Raw genomic sequence first — 15,696 nt, 5'->3', positions numbered from 1 at the left:
TCAATCGACGCAGCGCACCGCAGGAATGGTGTACTGGCCTTGCAGGAAAGACGGCGCGGGATGGTAGAGCCGCAGGATCAGGTAGAACGAGCCGGCGGGCGCGGGCAGCCAGTTCTCCTGCTGCCGCGCGCGCGCGTGCGAGATGGGAATCACCAGGCTGCCATCGGCTTCCATGCGCAAGCCCGGCGTGCGGTCGCCCACGGCGTAGCGGCCAATCTCGTTGGCGCTGAAGTAACGATCCTCGCCGTACAGCGACACCGACCAGAAGGCTCGCGCGGGCGGCAGCATGCCGGGCGCGAAGCGCAGCTCGTAACGGCGGCGGCCATCAAGCGGCGCGCCGTCGGCATCGAAGTCCGCCATGGCGTAGATCGCCTCGTCCGCGCGCAGGGCGCCCAGGCCCTTCATCGCGGTGCAGGCGCGCTGCAGCCAGTCGTCGCCGTACATGCCCAGCTTCAGGCTGTAGCCCCAGCTCTTGCGGCCCTGGCTACGGGTATGCGCCTCGATCACCGCCATGCCTTGCGCATAGGCGCTTTCCAGCCCGGCCACAATGGCCGGGCGCAGCGCCGCGAAATCGGTCTCGTCTTCCAGGCGGATGCCGGCCTTGCGCAGCAGCGTCAGGATGCCAAGTTCCTCGGCGGCCGGCGGGAACTCGCGCAGCGCGTTGAAGAGGTTGTGGAAAAAGTCCAGCGCGGGCCGGCCGCTGTCATGCCACTGGTCCACGCAGCGCGGACGCGCCGCGCCCGGCGTGCGGGTCAGCGCGAAGCCTTGCTCAAAGGCGCGCGCCACCGCCAGGTCATCCGGCCCCTGCACCAGCACGCGGCCGAGCAGCCAAACCAGCGAGCTGGGGCATGACACCGCATGCGCGCCGCTGGCCTTCTGGCCCGGGCCGACCAGCTCGATCTCGCCGCCTTCGGCGGCGACGTTGCGCGGCCCCAGGTTCTCGAAGTTGTTGGTGTGCACGTCGAGCAGCTCGATCACGTAGTAGCGGCCCGCGTCGGGCAGTGGCGGAATGCGCAGCGTCACCGGGCCATCGGCCAGGTTGACCCAGCCGCAGAAATACAGCAGGTCGTTGGCCGGGGTGACGATGTCGCGATCCTCGTGCGTCCACTGGCGCTCGCTGGCCGACAACGCATTGATCGGCGCGCGGCCATAGCCGGTGGCCGCGGCGACCGAGGTCTGCAGGCGGCAGGTGCGCAACGTCTCGATGAGCGCATAGCCGTAGATCACCAGCGGCAGCGCCGCGCCGGCGACCAGCGCCTGCTGGGGGCTGGCGTGCGGGGGGCGGCGGGGGCGGGGGCGGGGGCGGGGGCGGGGGCGGGGGCGGGGGCGGCGGAAGGGAACATGGTCATCTGTGTTGGCTCCTGGCGGGATTATTCGAGGGCGGCGCCGCTCGACTTGACGAGGGCAGCCCAGGCGTGGACGTCGTCCCGCATCTGGGCAGCAAAGACGGCGCGCGGCTGCGGGGTGAAGCGCATGCCCAGCGTGGCGGCCTGCGCTTGCATGGCGGGCTCGGCCATGATGGCGTCGACGGCGCGCTCAAGGCGATCGAGGATGGGTGCCGGCGTGCGGGCCGGCGCAAACAGCGCGTACCAGCTGTCGATGCGAAACGGCACGCCGGACTCGGCAAAGGTGGGCACATCGGGCAGCGCCACCGAGCGCTCCGAGCCGGTCACCGCCAGCGCCCGGACCTTGCCACTGCGGATCAACGGCAAGGTGCCGGCCAGGTCGGACATGGCCACCGGCAGCGTGCCGCCCATCACATCGGTCAGCATCGGGCTCACGCCTTTATAGGGAATGTGGCGCAGGTGGATGCCGCTGCTGACATTGAGGCTCTCGCCGGCCAGGTGGCCGCCCGAGCCGGGGCCCCAGGAACCATAGGCGAGGTCAGCGCCGGGACGCTTGGCGGCTGCGATCAGCGCCGGCAGGTCCTTGCCCGTGAAAGCCGGGCCAGCCACCAGCACGTTGCCGCCGTAGGCCAGCCGGCCCACCGGGACGAAATCGCGCACGGGATCGTAGGGCAGGCGGGGGAAGATCGCCGGGGCGATGGCGTGCGTGGCGGAGATGCCGAGCAACAGCGTGTAGCCGTCCGGCGCGGCGCGCGCCACCTGGGCGGCGCGGCGCGCGCCACCTGGGCCGAGCCGATGGTGCCGGTGGCACCCGCCACGTTCTCCACCAGCACGGTGCCGCCCAGCGCGGTCGACAGCTTGGCGGCCACCAGCCGCCCGATGACGTCGGTGCCGCCACCGGGCGGAAAGGGCACGACCAGGCGGATCGGTTTGTCAGGATATTTCGTGGCTTGCGGTGATGCGGCGTGCGCTGGTGTTACGGCCAACGCCGTCAGCATGACGGCGGCGAGAACGCCTGCCACCGGCGCGCGCGCGGTCCTTGCAGCTTGCAAATGCATGATGATTTGTCTCCGGTTTTAGTGGTTCCCCATCCGCGCGTCCGGTCTGTGCCGGTATCGGGTTGCGCGGTGGGCTCAAGCTTCTTGACTACGCCGTCGCGGTGAACGGCGCCAGGCCAAAGGCCATCTGCCGGAAGATCTCCACGGCGGTTGCGGCGGATGCCGGCCAGCACCACCAGCCCGAACACCGGATCGCGCCGCACGCCCACCATCAGCTCGCCCCAGCCACGCACCATGCGGGCCACCAGCACGCCCTCGAAGGGCAGGCTGGCGCTGGCCCGCGCCAGCGCCGCTTGCATCGCAGCAAAGGCCTTGCGCACCGCGGCGTCGTCGGTCAGGTTGAGCGCCACGCCGCCCACGTCGCTCTTGTGCAGCACCTGTGCCGAGCACAGCTTGACGGCCACCGGGTAACCGATGCGCTGCGCCAGGGCCACGGCTTCATCGGCGTCGCGCGCAAGTCCGTGCGCGGCCACTGGCACGCCGGCGTCCGCCAGCAGGCGCATGGCGTCGAACTCGGACAGCGCGCTGGCATCGTCCGGCACATCGCGCAGGAGCGCGGCGAGCGGCGCGGCGGCCTCGGCAACTGGCACGCGCGCGGCGGCGGCTTCCAATGCTGCCGCGCGGGCCAGCGTGGCCACAGCCTCGATGGCGTGGGCAGGTTCGCGGAACACCAGGCAACCATGCGCCTCCAGCCACGCCCGCTTGTCGTCGTCGACCACGCCGGACAGCAGCAGCGGCGCGGCGCGCTTGTCTTCATGCAGCGCGCCGATGGTGCGCTGCAGTTCTTCCCACAAGCGCGGCGCGTTAGCGCCGCCAGCGAGAAAGGCCACCACGCTGCCGTACTCGCCGCAGGTGGCCACGCCGGCCATCGCGTCGAGCAGCACGGCGGGCTGGGCCACCACCTGCCCCGTCACATCGATCGGGTTGGCGGTACTGGCAAAGGGGATGCTCGTGCGCAGTGCCTTGGCGGCTGCCGCGGGCATGGGCGGCATGGGCATGCCAAGCTCTTCAGCGCGATCGGCCATCATGATGCCGACGCCGCCGGACACGGTGACGATGGCCACCGGCGCCACCGCGTCGCCCATCAACCCGCTCGGGCTGTCCCAGCGCGCCGGCCGCCGCCCGCGCGACAGCGTGTAGCCGAGGCGGAAAAAATCCTCGAGCGTATGGGCGCGATGCACGCCGTACTCGTCGAACACCGCTTGATACACCGCGTCCTCTCCTGCCAGGCTCGCCGTGTGCGACTGCGCCGAGCGCGCGCCTGCCTCGGTGGTGCCCACCTTGGTGATCACCACCGGCTTGCCGGCGGCGCGCGCGGCCGCCAGCGCCTGGCGCAGGCGCGCGCCATCGCGGCAACCCTCCATGTACGCCAGGATCACGCGGGTATCTGGATCCTGCGCCATCCACTCGATCACATCGGCGACTTGCAGGCCGGCCTCGTTGCCGGTGGTCACCCAATAGCTCAGGCCCAGCCCGGCCTCGCGCGCCAACGCAAAGGCGTAGGCGCCAAACGCGCCGCTCTGGCTGACCAGCCCCACGTCGCCCGCGGGCGGCACGCCAGTCAGCGGGATCGGCGAGAAGGTGGCGAACATGCGCTCGCGCAGGTTCATCGCGCCCAGGCAATTGGGCCCGAGCAGGGCCACGCCGTGGCGGCGCGCGCTCTCGGCCAGCGCCACTTGCATGGCCAGGCCCTCGTCGCCCACTTCGGCAAAGCCCGAGGTGAAGAAAATCGCGGCGCGCGTGCCGTTTTGCGCCAGTTGCGCCATCACGGATTCCGTTGCCACCGCCGGCACCGCCACGATGGCCAGGTCCACGGCCTGGCCAATGGCGGCCAGCGTCGCGTAAGCGGGCAAGCCCTGGATCTCGCTGGCGGTGGGGTGCACGGGAAAAATACGCCCGGCGTAGCCAAGCTCGCGCAGCAGCCGAATCGGCATGCCACCCACCTTCTCGGGCTGCGTGGACGCGCCGATGACCGCGACCGAGCGTGGTTTCAGCAGGGAATCTAGACTGGGCATTGCGTTGTCTCCGGATAGCCTTGAATGGCTTGTTTTGGTTGCGCCTGTGCCGGCGCTGCGTGTGTGGCTTGGTGTGCCTTGCTCTGTGGGCCGGGCTATTGGTGCAGGCCGGTCGTGGATTCGATGGCGCGGGTCATCTCCATCAGCAGCGGCGCAATCTTCTTTTCCAGCACGCCGCGGCGCATTTGCGAGCCGGCGATCGCGCAGTTGAACAGCAGCGGGCGGTTCAGGTAGACGATGCGCGAGTACACGCCCACGCCATGCACGCCACTGCCGGCGTCGCCTTCATTGATGGCAAAGCCGCGCTTGGGGTAGTGCGCCACGTTATGGCAGATGGTGTCGTAGCAGGCAGCGTATTCCTCGGCGCGTTCGCGGCGTGCGGCCCGCATCAGTTGCTCGAACTCGATCTTGGAGAGCGTGCACAGGAAGGCACGGCCCATCGCCGTGCTCAGCACCGAGCGCACCGCGCCCACGCCGGGGCGCGCCGCCGTGCCCTCGTGATGCGTGCAGGTCTGCAGGTAGGTCACGTCCAGCCGGTGTGCCACGCCCATCGATACGGCGCCTTCGATACGATCCGCCAGCGCCTGCATCAGCGGACGAGCCACGTGGCGCACCTGCAGGCCGGCCAGGTAGGGATAACCCAGGGCCAGCACCTGGGCACCGACGAAATACTTGTCGAGCTTGGGGTCCCAGTCCAGGTAGCCCAGCTCGAACAGCGTGCGGCAGATACGCGACACGGTGGCGCGCGGCATCTGCAGGCGCTCGGAAAGCTCACCGTTGCCAAGCGGGCGCGGCTCGTCGATAAAGCAGCGCAGCAAGGCAAAGCCCTTGGCCAGCAAGCCTCCGAAGGACGGGTCCTCTTTTCTGCGCTCGGCTATGAATTGTTCGACCGGCGTGTTCATCTTGTCTCCTTGCACCCAGTGTGGGTGGCGTCCTTTTCGGTGTCAAAGAACGGAATGTATTTCCACATATTGGAAATGTAGACCGTTTCTTGACGAAACGCCGTGGTAACCATATGGTTCACAAAACCGAATCAGAATTCGCATACGGAATTACCATGCCCCTCTCGTCTTCTGCCGCGTCCCCCGCCAAGCCCGCCAAGGGGTCGTCCGCATTCCCCACCGTAGCGACGCCTTCGATCCTGCAGCCGCCACGCCAGCGCCGTGCGCGCGAGACCGAGCAGGCTCTGCTGGACGCGGGCCGCGAGCTGCTGGCGCAACGGGATTTCTCCGCGGTTTCGGTCGCGCAGATCGCCTCCGCCTGCGAAGTATCCGTCGGGGCCTTCTACGGCCGCTTCCGCGACAAGCAAGCGTTCTTCGAAGCACTGCGCGCCCTGGTGATGCAGGAAACCGGCGAGTCCGTGGCGCGCTACCTGCGCGTGGAGCGCTGGGAGGACGTGCCCACCGATGTGATGCTGGAAAAGATCATGCGCTACGTAGTGCTCGGCTGCCATGCCAACCGCGGCGTGATCAAGGCATCGCTCAAGCACGCCTCCAACCGTCCGGAAGAATGGCTGCCGCACCGCGAAAGCGGCCAAGACGTGGTGGAGCGCATGGTGGCGCTGCTGGTGCCACGCATGCCGGTGCCGCCGGAGCAGGCTGAGATGCGCGTGCGCTTTGCCATGCAGGCGGTGTTCAGCATCGTGGTCAACGCCATCCTCAACGACGCCGGCCCGCTGCCGCTCGACGATGAGCGGCTACCCGGCGAAATGACCCGGCTGGTGGCCGGCTACCTGACGTTGCCGGCGTGACGCCATAAAGCCGTAAAGCCGCAAAGCCGCAACCTCGCAGCATCACAACGCGCGGTCCCGCGCGTGGTTTCCCGCCGCAATCAAGCCTGACCCAATATCGGCGCGCGCATTTTGCTCGGAGCGCGCGCCGGATCCCATAAAACACCGAGGAGACAAAACATGAAGATACGCAGCCCGTTCTGCGGGAAAGCGGCCGCCCTGCTAGCCTGCGCCTGCGCGGCACTGCCGCCGCTGGCAGCCCAGGCGCAAGTCAGCTATCCCAACAAGCCCCTGCACCTGATCGTGCCCTATCCGGCCGGCGGCCTCACCGACACGCTCTCGCGCACGCTAGCCGAAGGCCTGGGCAAACGGCTGGGACAAACCGTGGTGGTGGAGAACAAAGGCGGCGCCGGCGGCATCATCGGCACCGACTATGTGGCCAAGTCAGCGCCCGATGGCTACACGCTGCTGCTGACCATCCCCGGCCCGATCACCGCCAACCTCGCCCTCTACAAGAAGCTGCCCTACGACCCGCGCACCGACCTGCGCCAGGTGTCGGACATCGCCATGGCGCGCACGGTGCTGGCCGTCAACGGCACGCTGCCGGTGAAAACCGTGGCGGAACTGATCGCTTATGCCAAGAAGGAACCCGGCAAGCTGCGCATGGGCTCCTGGGGCCCGGGCACGCAGCCGCACACCATCCAGGCCTACCTCGACAAGACCTATGGCGTCGATATCCTGCATGTGCCGTATCGCGGCGAAGGCCCGATGGTGAGCGATCTGCTCGCCGGCCAGGTCAACATGACGGTTGGCTCGGTGACCTCGCTCAAGCAGCACTTCGCCAGCGGCAAGCTGCGTCCGCTGGCCGTCACCGGCACCCGGCGCGCCAAGGCCTTGCCCAACGTGCCGACCTTTGCCGAGGCCGGATACCCCGACGAGCCGTACAAGCTGGTCGGCCCCATCACGCTGCTGGTCCCGGCGCGCACGCCCAGCGACATCGTCGAGCGCCTGGGCCGCGAGGCGAGCGCGTTGGTGAAGACGCCGGAGATCAGCCAGCGAATCGAGGACATGGGCGCGGAGCCGATCGGCAACCTGCCGGCAGAAGCACTCACCGCCTACAAGGCCTACCTGCCGGGCGTGCTCAAGCTGACCGCGGATACGGGCGTGACACTGGACTAAGGCTGGACCAGCCCTGCCGCGCCGCAGCGGGATCATGCAGCGCGGCAATGACCGCTATGAATCCGCGGCGGCTTAGCTTGGCCGCCGCGGCCGGCACTCCTACAATGGCAGCACCCCGCGCGGCGCACTGGCGTTCGCGTGCCGATTCCCGTTTTACCGCATCCCGGGTGCCTTCTGGCGCCGACATCACGCATGGCAACGCTCTTCCTGGTACGGCACGGTCAGGCCTCATTCGGCGCCGCCAACTACGACTGCCTCTCCGACACCGGACGGCAGCAAGCTCGCTGGCTGGGCGAGTATTTCCGCGAGCGCGGTATCTCGTTCAAGCGGGTGGTGGCCGGCTCGCTGGTGCGCCAGCAAGACACCGCGCTGGAGATCCTGGCCGGCATGGCGGCTGGCGATGTGCCGGTCCAGACGGGCATCGAAACCCACCTCGGCCTTAACGAATACGATGGCGAAGCGCTCTATCGCAGCCATACCGGCGGGGCGGATCATCGCGCCCATCAGAATACGGATTACAACGACTACTGGCGGACATTTCGCGCGGCTTATCAGGCCTGGACGCTGGATCAACTGGTGGGCATGCCGGAGTCGTGGGCGGAGTTCGGGGGGCGGATCCGCGACGGTTTGCTGCATGCCACGGAAGGGGCTTCGCGGGAGGATGCGGTGTTGGTTGTTAGTTCTGGCGGGGCTATCGGGCGGGCTACCGCGGATTTGCTGGGTGCGCCGGCGCAGACTGCGATCGAGTTGAATTTGCAGTTTCGGAATACGGCTTTTTGCGAGATTATTTCTGGGCGTGGGACGCAGCGGTTGCTGAGTTTTAATGGTTTGCCGCATTTGGATCGGGGGGATCGGCGGCAGGCTATTACGTTTGCTTGAAGGTGGGGGGGTTGCTGTTGCTGTTTTTTGATCGGCGATGGTTATTGGGCCCAAGAGCCATACGACATCCCCCTACGGGGGCGCCGGTCACTTTTCTTTGCGCGGTTGGGTGCAATAACCAACGCCGTTCAAAAAACAGCGATCACCCCAGTATGGGCATGTCGTACGCTCATGGGTCCAAGACGCCATCGCCGCTCAAAGAAACAGCGATAGGCACCCCATCACCCTACAACCGCTCAACAATAGTCACATTCGCCATCCCCCCACCCTCACACATCGTCTGCAACCCATACCGCTTACCCTGCGCGTGCAACGCATGCACAAGCGTGGTCATCAGCTTCGCCCCCGAGCCCCCAAGCGGATGCCCCAACGCAATGGCGCCGCCATTCACATTCATCCGCGCCGGATCCGCGCCCGTGGTCTGCAGCCACGCCAGCGGCACCGGCGCAAACGCTTCATTGATCTCGAACAGGTCGATATCGCCGATCTTCATGCCGGCCCTTTCCAGCGCCCGCAGCGTTGCCGGCAGCGGTGCTTCCAGCATGATCACGGGATCATGGCCCAGCACCGACATATGGTGAATGCGTGCCAGCGGCTTGACGCCCAGCTTTTTCAGGCCGGCCTCGTTGACCACCATCAACCCGGCCGCGCCATCGCAGATCTGGCTGGCGCTGGCGGCGGTAACGGTGCCGCCTTCCTCGATCAGCTTGACGCTGCCGATGGACTCCAGGCTGGCCTCGAAGCGGATGCCTTCATCCACCGTGTGCAACTCGCCATTGCTGCTGCCGTCGGCGGCGCGCACCGCCACCGGCACGATTTCGTCCTTGAAGCGCCCCGCCTGCGTAGCGGCGATGGCACGGCGATGGCTTTCCAGCGCGAAGCGGTCGAGATCGTCGCGCGTGAGGCCGTACTTGCGAGACATCATCTCGGCGCCGGTGAACTGGCTGAACTTCACGCCGGGATAGCGCTCCTGCATGGCCGGGCTCATCGAGCTGCCGAAGCCGTTCTTGAAGGGCAGCGTGGAGGGCAGGCCCATCGGCACGCGCGTCATGCTTTCCACGCCGGCGGCGATGACGATGTCCATCGCGCCGGACATCACCGCCTGCGCAGCGAAGTGCAGGGCTTGTTGCGACGAGCCGCACTGGCGGTCGACCGAGGTGCCGGGCACGCTTTCCGGCAGGCGCGAGGCCAGCACGGCGTTGCGCGCCACGTTGCCAGCCTGCTCGCCGGCCTGGCCCACGCAGCCCATGATCACGTCGTCGATCAGCGCCGGATCGGCGCCGCTGCGCGCCACCAGCGCGTCCAGGACCTGCGCGGCGAGATCCGCCGGATGCCAGCCTGCCAGCTTGCCGCCCTTGCGCCCGCCTGCGGTGCGCGCGGCCGCTACGATGTATGCCTCTGCCATGTGTTCTCCTCTTATCGTTGCGGGCGGATCCGCCCGTGGTGGCCGCGCGCCGGGAATGGCACGGCAAGCCTCGCTAGCCTGATGCGGATTCTGGCGCAGCAACGGGGCACCCGGCGTCGTCGGAAGCGACGATTGCGCGGCGCCGGCGATCGCGCGTGCGCCGGTTGCCGCCCTTCAGGTGCGGGGCGTAAGCACCGAGAAAATGGCCGTGGCGCGTAGCAGGCAGCGCTCGCCGGCCATCACGCGGCAATGGCCAAAGCGCAGCCGCGAACCCATTTTGTCGAACTCGACGTGCGCCTCGATCCACTCGCCCAGGCGGGCGGCATCGAAATAATCCAGGCTGAGATTGACGGTCACGGCGGGCGGCATGCGCTCGCCCTCCATCAGCATCATCATGCCAATGGCGGTATCGGCCAGCGTGGCCAGCATGCCCCCGTGCGGGATGCCGAGCGGGTTGAGGTGATGCGTGCCGATGCGCACGCCCACCGCGCGCTGCCCGCTGTCCACGTAGAGCTGGCCGAGATGGGCAAGAAAGCCGCCGCTCGGACGCATGGCCTTGAAGCCCGGCGGGACCGCGTCGGCAGCGTCGGCGGCGTCGGCACCAGCGGCGCCGGAAGATTGGTTGGATTCAGCCATGCCTGTCCCGCCGCCTCACGCCGCGAAGTAGCGCGAGGCCACCCCGAGCTGCTCGCGGCATTCGGCCACCATGCGCTCGATCAGCTCGGCGCAGGTCGGGATGTCGTCGATCAGGCCCACGCACTGGCCGGCGCTGATGATGCCGCCATCGGTCTCGCCGGCGGCGAGCGCGGCCTTGCCGCGTACGCCCGCCACCAGGTGCTTGACGTCCTCGAACTGGGCGCCGCCCGGCTGGCGCTCGATGGTGACGACCTCGTCGGAGATGGCGTTCTTCAGCACGCGCGCGGTGTTGTGCAGCGTGCGGAAGATCAGGTTGGTGTCGCGCTCGCTCGCGTCCACCAGCGCCTGCTTGACGTTGTGGTGAATCGGCGCCTCGCGCGTGGCGCAAAAGCGCGTGCCCATGTTGATGCCTTCGGCGCCCAGCACCAGTGCCGCCGCCATGCCGCGCCCGTCGGCAATGCCGCCGGAGGCGATCACCGGAATGCCCAGCCGGCGCGCGGCCAGCGGGATCAGCACCATGCCGGGGACGTCGTCCTCGCCCGGGTGGCCCGCGCACTCGAAGCCGTCGATGGAGACCGCGTCCACGCCCAGGCGCTCGGCCGACAGCGCATGGCGGATCGCCACGCACTTGTGGATCACCTTGATGCCGGCGGCCTTGGCGCGCGCGATATGTTCCCTGGGATTGTTGCCGGCGGTCTCCAGCACCTTGATGCCGCTTTCGATGATCACGTCGAGGTAGCGCGCGTACGGCGGCGGGTTGATGGAGGGAAGCAGCGTCAGGTTGACACCGAAGGGCTGGTCGGTCAGCTCGCGCGTGCGGCGGATCTCCGCGGCCAGCGCTTCCGGAGTGGGCTGGGTCAGCGCGGTGAGCACGCCCAGCCCGCCGGCGTTGGAGACCGCGGCGGCCATCTCGGCGTAGCCAACCCACTGCATGCCGCCCTGGATGATGGGGTAGCGGGTGCCCAGCAATTCGGTAATGCGCGTCTTCATGTCGTTCCTTCTGGCTTCTGGTCTTGTATCGTCTCTGATCTGTCTTCTGCCGGGCATGCGCCGCCAGGCGTCCTGGCGCCAGTCTACGGCGGCGCTGCCGTCCCTACCTCGTCGGAATCGACGATTGCAGGCGCCCGATTCTGCACTACCTTACCCACACCCCTTTCGAGAGAGCCAAGGCCAGCCATGAGCACCCCGAACCCAGCCGTTCCTCCCAGCTTCGAGACCCTGCAGTATGCGATCGACCGGGGTGTCGCCACCATCACCCTGCACCGCCCGGACAAGCTCAATGCGTTCACCGCACAGATGATGCAGGAGCTGATCGATGCCTTCGACGCCACCGACGCCGACGACAATGTCCGCGCGGTGATCGTCACCGGCTCCGGGCGCGCCTTCTGCGCGGGTGCCGACCTGTCCTCGGGCGGCGCCACCTTCGACTACGAGAAGCGCTACGGCGCCAGCAAGGAAGCGGCGCACCGCGACGGCGGCGGGCGCGTGGCGCTGCGCATCTTCCGCAGCCTCAAGCCGGTGATCGCCGCGGTCAACGGGCCCGCGGTGGGCATCGGCGTGACCATGCAACTGCCGATGGATATCCGCCTGGCGTCCACCGACGCCAAGTTCGGTTTCGTGTTCGCGCGCCGCGGCATCACGCCGGAGGCGGCATCGTCGTGGTTCCTGTCGCGCGTGGTTGGCATCTCCACGGCGCTTGAGTGGTGCTATACCGGCCGCGTGTTCTCGGCGCAGGAAGCGCTGGAGCGCGGGCTGGTGCGCTCGCTGCACGCGCCCGAAGACCTGCTGCCGGCCGCGCAGGCGCTGGCCCGCGAGATCGCGGACAACGCCGCGCCGGTTTCCGTCGCCATCTCGCGCCAGCTGATCTGGCGCATGGCGGGCGCGAGCCACCCGATGGAGGCGCACCGCCTGGACAGCCGCGCGATCCAGTCGCGCGGCCAGTCGGCGGACGTCAAGGAGGGCGTCAGCGCCTTCCTGGAGAAGCGCCCGGCCAGCTTCCCGGAGCGGGTGTCGCAGGACATGCCTGACTTCTTCGACTGGGGCAGCGAGCCGCCCTTTATCTGATGCCGTTGATCCCCCGCCTAGCCCCAAGGAATACAGCGTGAAAGTCAGCATGGCAGTCCAGAGCCGTAAATCGGTACGCGGCTTCCTTCCCACGCCGGTGCCGCCCGAGGTCATCCGCGACGTGCTGGAGCAGGCCGCGCGCGCGCCGTCGGGCGGCAACCTGCAACCCTGGCACCTGCACGTGGTGGGCGGCGAGCCGCTGGAGCGGCTCAAGGCCACCATGCGCGAGCGCATCGCCGGCATGCCCGGCGGCGAAGGGAGCGAGTACGACATCTACCCGCGCGAACTGGTCTCGCCCTATCGCGAACGCCGCTTCCAGGTAGGCGAGGACCTCTATCGCTGCCTGGGTATCCCGCGCGAGAACAAGCCGGCGCGCATGGCCCAGTTCGCCAACTGCACCGTGGACCGCCGCATGGGCCCGCCGCAATGGTCGGACCTGGGCATGTACCTGCAAACCGTGATGCTGCTGCTGTGCGAGCATGGGCTGGACAGCTGCGCGCAGGAATGCTGGGCGATTTATCCGGAAACCATCTCGGGCTTTCTCGCCATTCCGCCCGAACGCATGTTGTTTACCGGCATGGCGATCGGCTATGAAGACACGGAAGCACCGGTCAACCAGCTGCGCGCCACGCGCGCGCCGCTGGCGGAGTTCGCCGAGTTCATCGGCATCTGAGGCCTCTGCGGCAAGTGGCGGGCATCGGCTTGCCACTATGCCGATTTCGTCATCGGCGCTGGGGAAAGGCAACAAGCCGGCAGGGGGCGGCCATGCCACGCTATAGGGGTCATCCACACCTGGCCCCCTGGGCATTCCCGCCATGCATCCGAGCGCCCCGCCGTCCACCGCAAGCTCCGCGGTACCATCACCGCCCGCGCCCCGCCGGATCAGGGTGATCGACTCCCACACCGGCGGCGAACCCACCCGGCTGGTCATCGACGGTTTCCCCGATCTCGGCGGCGGCGGCATGGCCGCGCGGCTGGAGCGGCTCGCGCGGGAGCACGACCACTGGCGCGCCGCCACCGTGCTGGAGCCGCGCGGCAGCGACGTGATGGTCGGCGCGCTGCTGTGCCCGCCGGTTTCCGCCGGTGCCTGCGCGGGCGTGATCTTCTTCAACAACAGCGGCTACCTGGGCATGTGCGGCCACGGCACCATCGGGCTGGTGGCCTCGCTGGCGCATCTCGGGTGCATCGCGCCGGGCCGGCACAGCATCGATACGCCAGTGGGCACGGTCGAGGCCACGCTGCATGAAGACGGCTCGGTCGGCGTGCGCAATGTGCCCGCCTGGCGCTACCGGCATGCGGTGGCCGTCGACGTGCCGGGCCACGGCTGCGTCAGCGGCGACATCGCCTGGGGCGGCAACTGGTTCTTCCTGATCGAAGCCCATGGCCAGCGCATCGCGCGCGACAATCTCGAGGCGCTGACGGCGTTCGCATGGGCCGTGCGGCAGGCGCTCGAACTGGCAGGCATCGCGGCGCCGGACGGCGCGCCGGTCGACCATATCGAACTGTTCTGCACGCCCGACGATGCCGATGAAGCCGACAGCCGCAATTTCGTGCTGTGCCCTGGCAAGGCCTACGACCGCTCCCCCTGCGGCACCGGCACCAGCGCCAAGCTCGCCTGCCTGGCAGCGGACGGCAAGCTTGCGCCCGGCACACCCTGGCGCCAGGCCAGCGTGACCGGCAGCCGCTTCGTGGCGCACTATGCGCCCGCCGACGAACCCGGCCGCATCATCCCGACCATACATGGCCGCGCGCATGTGCATGCCGAGGCCACGCTGCTGATCGCGCACGACGATCCCTTCGCCTGGGGCATCGGCGCATGAGGCCCGCGCAGGCTTGCGGCGATGTCATCGTGATCGGCGCCGGGATCGTCGGCGCGGCCTGCGCCTTCGAACTGGCCGGGCACGGGCTGGATGTCTGCGTGCTGGACAGCCGCGCCGGCGGCGCCACCCACGCCGGCATGGGCCACCTGGTGATGATGGACGACACCGCGGCCGAGCGTGACCTGTGCGCCTGCTCGCTCAGGCTCTGGCGGGAGCTCGCCCGCGACATGCCGCCTGGCTGTGCGTATCGCCAGTGCGGCACGCTGTGGGTGGCCAGCGATGCCGCGGAAATGGACCTGGCCCGCCAGCGGCAAGACGCGCTGCGGGCGCAGGGCATCCCGTGCGCCACGCTGGATGCCGGCGAACTGGCGCGCCAGGAGCCCATGCTGCGCGCGGGCCTGGCGGGCGCGCTCAAGGTCGCGGGCGATGCCATCGTCTACGCCCCGGCCGTGGCCTCGTGGCTGCTCGCGCAGAGGGCATCGCGGATAAGCCTGGTGCAAGCCACGGTGAGCGCGGTGGAGGCAAACCATGTCACCCTGGCGGACGGCAGGCGACTGAGCGCCACCGCGGTTGTCGTCGCCAACGGCATCCAGGCCACACAACTGCTGCCCGCGCTGCCGATCCGCGCCAGGAAGGGGCATCTCGTCATTACCGAGCGCTACCCGGCCTGCGTGAACCATCAACTGGTCGAACTCGGCTATGCCGCGAGCGCGCACCACAGCGACGGAACCTCGGTCGCCTTCAATGTGCAGCCGCGCCCCACTGGCCAGTTGCTGATCGGCTCGTCGCGCCAGTTCGACAGCCTCGACACTGCCGTGGATAGCCAGGTCATGGCCCGCATGCTCCAGCGCGCCACCGCCTACCTGCCCGAGCTCGCCGGGATGAACGCGATCCGCTGCTGGACCGGCTTTCGCGCCGCCACGCCTGACGGGCTGCCCATCGTCGGCGCCCACCCCGGACAGCCGGGCCTGTGGCTGGCGGTGGGCCACGAGGGGCTGGGCGTGACCACCGCGCCCGGCAGCGCGCGCCTGCTGGCGGCGCTGGTGCTGGGCCACCGGGCCCCGATCGATCCGGCGCCTTTTTCCTTCAGCCGCTTCGCCGCAGCCACGAGAGACCGCGCCTGGCCCCGGCACGGAGACCCTGCATGAAACGCAACCGGGCCGTTAACTTGTCCGTGAACGTCCTCCTGGATGGCCGCGCGCTGCGGGTGCCGGCGGGCATCTCCGTGGCGGCGGCCATGGCCTATAGCGACCGGCCGTTCACCCGCCGCTCCTGCGGCGGCGAGCCGCGCGCGCCGTTTTGCGGCATGGGCATTTGCCAGGAATGCCGCATGACCATCGACGGCCGGCGCCGGCTGGCGTGCCAGATCACGTGCCGGGAGGGCATGGTGCTGGAGCGCGCGCCATGAGCGCGCTGCACACAGGCACCGGGCAGGCGCCGGCCTCTTGCCAGCGCCGCTACGACGTATTGGTCGTCGGCGCCGGGCCCGCCGGCATGGCGGCGGCGCGCGCGGCGGCCGGGAGTGGCTGCAGCGTCGCGCTCATCGACGACAACCCGGCACCCGG

The 15,696-nt window shown here is 68.8% G+C and carries 16 protein-coding genes; 9 read left to right on the top strand and 7 right to left on the bottom strand.

Translation table 11 applies throughout. The features are described 5' to 3' along the window. From OR16_RS10180 to OR16_RS10165, 4 genes are all read right to left on the bottom strand, one after another. The gene (locus OR16_RS10180) at positions 1 to 1,227 is read right to left on the bottom strand and encodes a DUF1254 domain-containing protein (RefSeq protein ID WP_006157884.1); all 1,227 of its coding nucleotides are present in this window, start codon (positions 1,225 to 1,227) and stop codon (positions 1 to 3) included. 143 nt (positions 1,228 to 1,370) lie between these two features. Continuing rightward, positions 1,371 to 2,105 carry a tripartite tricarboxylate transporter substrate-binding protein gene (locus tag OR16_RS10175; RefSeq protein WP_006157883.1) on the bottom strand — a complete coding sequence of 245 codons (735 nt, stop codon included), beginning with the start codon at positions 2,103 to 2,105 and terminating at the stop codon, positions 1,371 to 1,373. 232 nt (positions 2,106 to 2,337) lie between these two features. Then, positions 2,338 to 4,419, bottom strand: coding sequence for an acetate--CoA ligase family protein (locus OR16_RS10170; RefSeq protein WP_006157882.1), 2,082 nt, complete (start codon positions 4,417 to 4,419; stop codon positions 2,338 to 2,340). A gap of 95 nt (positions 4,420 to 4,514) precedes the next feature. Beyond that, positions 4,515 to 5,321, bottom strand: a complete 807-nt coding sequence (locus OR16_RS10165) for an IclR family transcriptional regulator (RefSeq protein WP_006157881.1) — start codon at positions 5,319 to 5,321, stop codon at positions 4,515 to 4,517. Positions 5,322 to 5,476: 155 nt separating this feature from the next. Here OR16_RS10165 and OR16_RS10160 point away from each other — a divergent pair, with 155 nt between their 5' ends. The 3 genes from OR16_RS10160 to OR16_RS10150 all read left to right on the top strand — a co-directional run bounded on the left by OR16_RS10160 (position 5,477) and on the right by OR16_RS10150 (position 8,206). Continuing rightward, entirely contained in the window at positions 5,477 to 6,169 is a 693-nt protein-coding gene (locus OR16_RS10160; RefSeq protein ID WP_006157880.1) for a TetR/AcrR family transcriptional regulator, read from the top strand. A 159-nt stretch (positions 6,170 to 6,328) separates the two neighbouring features. Further along, positions 6,329 to 7,327: a Bug family tripartite tricarboxylate transporter substrate binding protein gene (locus OR16_RS10155; RefSeq protein ID WP_006157879.1), complete on the top strand. Its 999-nt coding sequence runs from the start codon at positions 6,329 to 6,331 to the stop codon at positions 7,325 to 7,327. Positions 7,328 to 7,519: 192 nt separating this feature from the next. Continuing rightward, positions 7,520 to 8,206, top strand: a complete 687-nt coding sequence (locus tag OR16_RS10150; RefSeq protein ID WP_006157878.1) for a histidine phosphatase family protein — start codon at positions 7,520 to 7,522, stop codon at positions 8,204 to 8,206. Between the two features lie 226 nt (positions 8,207 to 8,432). On the opposite strand, the gene OR16_RS10145 is transcribed toward OR16_RS10150, so the two are convergent. From OR16_RS10145 to OR16_RS10135, 3 genes are all read right to left on the bottom strand, one after another. Beyond that, a complete protein-coding gene (locus tag OR16_RS10145; RefSeq protein ID WP_006157877.1) occupies positions 8,433 to 9,611 on the bottom strand; it encodes an acetyl-CoA C-acetyltransferase in 1,179 nt (392 codons plus the stop codon). Positions 9,612 to 9,785: 174 nt separating this feature from the next. Beyond that, positions 9,786 to 10,247, bottom strand: a complete 462-nt coding sequence (locus tag OR16_RS10140) for a PaaI family thioesterase (protein WP_006157876.1) — start codon at positions 10,245 to 10,247, stop codon at positions 9,786 to 9,788. Positions 10,248 to 10,262: 15 nt separating this feature from the next. Then, positions 10,263 to 11,294 carry an NAD(P)H-dependent flavin oxidoreductase gene (locus tag OR16_RS10135; RefSeq protein ID WP_272942839.1) on the bottom strand — a complete coding sequence of 344 codons (1,032 nt, stop codon included), beginning with the start codon at positions 11,292 to 11,294 and terminating at the stop codon, positions 10,263 to 10,265. 129 nt (positions 11,295 to 11,423) lie between these two features. On the opposite strand from OR16_RS10135, the gene OR16_RS10130 reads away from it, so the two are divergent. The 6 genes from OR16_RS10130 to OR16_RS42850 form a co-directional block, all read left to right on the top strand. Beyond that, positions 11,424 to 12,311 carry a crotonase/enoyl-CoA hydratase family protein gene (locus OR16_RS10130; protein WP_006157874.1) on the top strand — a complete coding sequence of 296 codons (888 nt, stop codon included), beginning with the start codon at positions 11,424 to 11,426 and terminating at the stop codon, positions 12,309 to 12,311. 37 nt (positions 12,312 to 12,348) lie between these two features. Then, positions 12,349 to 12,984 carry a nitroreductase gene (locus OR16_RS10125; RefSeq protein WP_043419192.1) on the top strand — a complete coding sequence of 212 codons (636 nt, stop codon included), beginning with the start codon at positions 12,349 to 12,351 and terminating at the stop codon, positions 12,982 to 12,984. 142 nt (positions 12,985 to 13,126) lie between these two features. After that, positions 13,127 to 14,131, top strand: coding sequence for a 4-hydroxyproline epimerase (locus OR16_RS10120; protein WP_050982930.1), 1,005 nt, complete (start codon positions 13,127 to 13,129; stop codon positions 14,129 to 14,131). Further along, the gene (locus OR16_RS10115; protein ID WP_006157871.1) at positions 14,128 to 15,279 is read left to right on the top strand and encodes an NAD(P)/FAD-dependent oxidoreductase; all 1,152 of its coding nucleotides are present in this window, start codon (positions 14,128 to 14,130) and stop codon (positions 15,277 to 15,279) included. The genes OR16_RS10120 and OR16_RS10115 overlap by 4 nt, the downstream gene beginning before the upstream one ends. After that, positions 15,276 to 15,539 carry a (2Fe-2S)-binding protein gene (locus tag OR16_RS10110; protein ID WP_006157870.1) on the top strand — a complete coding sequence of 88 codons (264 nt, stop codon included), beginning with the start codon at positions 15,276 to 15,278 and terminating at the stop codon, positions 15,537 to 15,539. The genes OR16_RS10115 and OR16_RS10110 overlap by 4 nt, the downstream gene beginning before the upstream one ends. Next, on the top strand, positions 15,536 to 15,696 hold a 161-nt coding region (locus OR16_RS42850), incomplete at its 3' end, for an FAD-dependent oxidoreductase (RefSeq protein WP_006157869.1). The genes OR16_RS10110 and OR16_RS42850, both read left to right, overlap by 4 nt.

The sequence above is a fragment of the Cupriavidus basilensis OR16 genome, from assembly GCF_000243095.1.
Lineage (GTDB): Bacteria > Pseudomonadota > Gammaproteobacteria > Burkholderiales > Burkholderiaceae > Cupriavidus > Cupriavidus basilensis_D.
The sequence above is the reverse complement of the archived record's forward strand: the minus strand, read 5'-3'. Positions and strand labels throughout refer to the sequence as shown.

What these genes read in the sequence shown, in the direction of transcription:
- OR16_RS10160 (WP_006157880.1), top strand. Translation starts at nt 5,477, where the DNA reads ATGCCCCTCTCGTCTTCTGCCGCGTCCCCCGCCAAGCCCGCCAAGGGG.
- OR16_RS10115 (WP_006157871.1), top strand. Translation starts at nt 14,128, where the DNA reads ATGAGGCCCGCGCAGGCTTGCGGCGATGTCATCGTGATCGGCGCCGGG.
- OR16_RS10110 (WP_006157870.1), top strand. Translation starts at nt 15,276, where the DNA reads ATGAAACGCAACCGGGCCGTTAACTTGTCCGTGAACGTCCTCCTGGAT.
- OR16_RS10140 (WP_006157876.1), bottom strand. Translation starts at nt 10,247, where the DNA reads ATGGCTGAATCCAACCAATCTTCCGGCGCCGCTGGTGCCGACGCCGCC.
- OR16_RS10120 (WP_050982930.1), top strand. Translation starts at nt 13,127, where the DNA reads ATGCATCCGAGCGCCCCGCCGTCCACCGCAAGCTCCGCGGTACCATCA.
- OR16_RS10145 (WP_006157877.1), bottom strand. Translation starts at nt 9,611, where the DNA reads ATGGCAGAGGCATACATCGTAGCGGCCGCGCGCACCGCAGGCGGGCGC.
- OR16_RS10135 (WP_272942839.1), bottom strand. Translation starts at nt 11,294, where the DNA reads ATGCCCGGCAGAAGACAGATCAGAGACGATACAAGACCAGAAGCCAGA.
- OR16_RS10130 (WP_006157874.1), top strand. Translation starts at nt 11,424, where the DNA reads ATGAGCACCCCGAACCCAGCCGTTCCTCCCAGCTTCGAGACCCTGCAG.
- OR16_RS10155 (WP_006157879.1), top strand. Translation starts at nt 6,329, where the DNA reads ATGAAGATACGCAGCCCGTTCTGCGGGAAAGCGGCCGCCCTGCTAGCC.
- OR16_RS10170 (WP_006157882.1), bottom strand. Translation starts at nt 4,419, where the DNA reads ATGCCCAGTCTAGATTCCCTGCTGAAACCACGCTCGGTCGCGGTCATC.
- OR16_RS10165 (WP_006157881.1), bottom strand. Translation starts at nt 5,321, where the DNA reads ATGAACACGCCGGTCGAACAATTCATAGCCGAGCGCAGAAAAGAGGAC.
- OR16_RS10150 (WP_006157878.1), top strand. Translation starts at nt 7,520, where the DNA reads ATGGCAACGCTCTTCCTGGTACGGCACGGTCAGGCCTCATTCGGCGCC.